The sequence below is a fragment of the Accumulibacter sp. genome (assembly GCF_032229525.1).
In the GTDB taxonomy this organism is placed as follows: Bacteria; Pseudomonadota; Gammaproteobacteria; order Burkholderiales; family Rhodocyclaceae; genus Accumulibacter.
The window spans coordinates 13,768-16,772 of sequence record NZ_JAVTWB010000056.1 but is presented as its reverse complement, the minus strand read 5'-3'; the positions used below and the strand labels follow the sequence as shown (position 1 = coordinate 16,772).

Here is a 3,005-nt window from a genome sequence, read left to right as displayed (position 1 = left end):
AGGTGCGCTTCAATCCGCTGTTGTTCAGGTTTGAAGTCGACGATCTCGCCCTTTCGGATCCCGCCGGCCAGCCCCTGCTGGGGTTCAAGCGCTTGCTGGTCGATTTCGAACTGCGCAGCGTCATCGATGGCGCGTGGACCTTTTCCGAGGCCACGCTCGAGGCGCCGGTTGTGCACTTCTCACTCGACAAGGATGGTCGGCACAACTTCGCGTCATTGCTCGAACGCCTGCCGAAAAGCGAACCCGATCAACAAGATCAGGGCCTGCCGCGTTTCATCGTGCAGCGCGTCGCCTTGACCGATGGTCGCATCGAGTTCTCCGACCAGCTGCTCGACGATCCACTGGTGGCGCGGATCGAGCCGCTGCTGGTCGAGATCGACAATCTGTCAAGCCTGCCTGGGCACGCGGCCAGCTACCGGCTGTCGGCGCGTAGCGCTGCCGATGAGGCCGTTGAGAGCAGTGGCGAACTGGCGCTGAATCCGATCGTCTCGAAGGGGAAGCTGACGTTGAGCGGTCTGCAGGTGGCAACGCTGGTTCGGAGTTTGCCGCGCCTGCTGGCCGTCGATTCGCCGGCGGGGAAGCTTGCGCTCGGCGCCAGCTTCGATCTGGCGGTCGACGCAGGCGGCACGCTATCGGGGCTGGTGCAGGATCTCGATTTCGCCGTGGCCGAATTGTCGCTCAGTGCTGCCGGCGCCGCTTCGCCGCTACTGGCGATCGGCAGGCTGTCGCTGCAGCAGGGACGCGTCGATCTCACTACGCGACAAGCAAGCCTTGCTGATTTCCGGCTGGCCAAAGGCCGCATTGCCTTGGCTTTTGACAAAAACGGCAAGCTCAATTGGGAAGGCCTCGTGCGCCCCACAGTGACGGCCAAGGGGCCCCAGGCGGAAGCGGCAGCTGTCGCTTCCTCCGGAGAAGGGGCTGCGCCCGTCAACGATGCGCGGGAAGCGATGGCGCCCGGAGCGTGGCGAGTGGTGGTCAACCGCGCCGAAATATCGGCGGTCGAGGTCGCCTATTCCGACCCGGCGCAGGCGTTGGTGATTGACGTTGCCGCGCTTGGCTTCGAGACCTCTCCATCCATCGAGTTCGCTGCAGCCGGAATGCAGGTCGCGCTGGTGCAGCCGAAGCTGTCACTTTCCGGCACGCGGCTACAGAGCGGCGCGGATAAGCTCGCTGTCCCCGACGGGGTTATCGCGGCCGGGAAGATTTCCATGGTCATTGCCGACGCTGGTTTCGACCTCGCCGTTGACCAGGTACAAACCAGTTTTGACGGCGTGAAGGCGCAGAACGGGGCGAACAGCGTCGATCTGCGCAGGCTCGTGATCGCCAGCGACAAGCTGTCGCTGGCTCAGACAGAGGCAGGAACCCGGATCGGCGCCGGTGCTGCGCAGGCATCGCTGACAGGTGTCGTTGCACGACAGGGCGCCGATCGGATCGCATTGCATGACGCGTCTCTCGACGTGCGCGCAATTGCCGCTGCTCTCGGCGGCGGATCGCCTGCGTCGTCCGGCCTGGGCCTGCGCTTCGACGATTTGGCGCTGAAGTTGACGGCGCTCGGCGTTGTCGCTCAGGGTGCTTCGTCCGAAGTCGCACAGATCTCGGCCGCCAAGCTTGGCGCCAAATCCCTGCTGTTGGCACTGCCCGATGGGCAGCTGGACCTTAACGGCGAAGGCCTCAGCGTGGCGCTTTCGGATGCGATTTTTCACAGCCCCGCCGATGCCGCGAGCGAAATGTTCCGCGCTGCTCGTGTAAACCTGTCAGGCGGCGTGTTGCGCCTGAAGGACAGGGTGCTCACCGTTGACCAGATCGCTCTGGTCGACGGAAAGGCGCAGACCTGGCTCGATGCCGAGGGCAGGTTCAATGGCATGATCGTGACTCGCGCCGCCGCGGACGTGGCGGCGGAGGCCGCTGCCGCGTCCGCGGGTGATGCCGTAGCGGTGGACAGCGTCTGGCGCGTGGCCGTGAAGTCGACCGAGGTCGACGCTTTCGCCCTCGCTTTCGAGGACCGACGCGGTGGGCCGCCGCTGGCCGTCGGGCTGGAGTCGATTCGTGCGCGAATCGCTGGCTTTGAAACCGGAGTCACCACCCCGATGCAGGTCGAGTTCAAGGCCAAGGTCGTGAGCGGTGGTGAGATCGAGGCCAGGGGCAGCGTTCGCGCTGACAACGGTACATCCGACCTGCAGCTCAAGTTGGCGGCCATCGCTCTGGCGCCGGTGCAGCCCTTCCTCTCCGGAGTCGCCGAGCTGCATCTGGCCACCGGTACGCTGTCGACCGCCGGGCGCCTGCGCTACGGCGACCCGGCAGCGACTGGTGCGCAACTGGCGTACCAAGGCAGCTTCGCGGTCGATAAGCTGCAGATCGACGAGGTCGAGCCGAAGCGGCCGTTCGTCACCTGGGAGGCGTTGACCACGGACGATCTGTTGTTGACTGTCGAGCCGAACCGCCTGGACATCGGTGAACTGCAGATCCTGGCGCCGGCAGGGCGTTTGATCATCGCCGAGGACCAGTCGGTGAATCTGACCGACGTGTTGAAGAAACCCAAGAATGGCGAGGCGGCGCCAGGCGCCGCTGAGCAGGCGAGCGCAGAAGGCGTCGTAGGATCCGTAGCGGCGGAGGCGAAAGCCGGGGACGAGGGCGCGACGGTGGACGATCCCTTCCCGGTCAGCATCGCCCGCCTGCGGGTTGCCAGGGGCGCGCTCGAGTTTGCCGACCTCAGTCTGCGACCCCAGTTCGGGGCGCGGATGCATGAGCTGAAGGGGGTGGTCACCGGTCTGGGGAGCGATGCCAACCGCAGCGCCAAAGTTCAGCTCGACGCGCGTGTCGACAAGTATGGTTCGGCGAAAATTCGGGGCCAGATCAACGTCTTTCGCCCCGAGAAGTTGACCGACATCGAGATGACCTTTCGCAATCTGACGATGAGTTCGCTGTCGCCCTACGTCATCAAGTTCGCCGGTCGTCGGATCGAGGGCGGGCAGCTGGCGCTGGATCTGCAGTACAAGGTCAAGGAC

The 3,005-nt window shown here is 65.0% G+C and carries 1 protein-coding gene; it reads left to right on the top strand.

Annotation, left to right across the window (positions count from 1 at the left end; translation table 11 throughout):
• Window positions 1-3,005 (top strand): DUF748 domain-containing protein (locus RUW20_RS03945; RefSeq protein ID WP_313950895.1); only part of this gene is annotated, 3,005 nt, incomplete at both ends.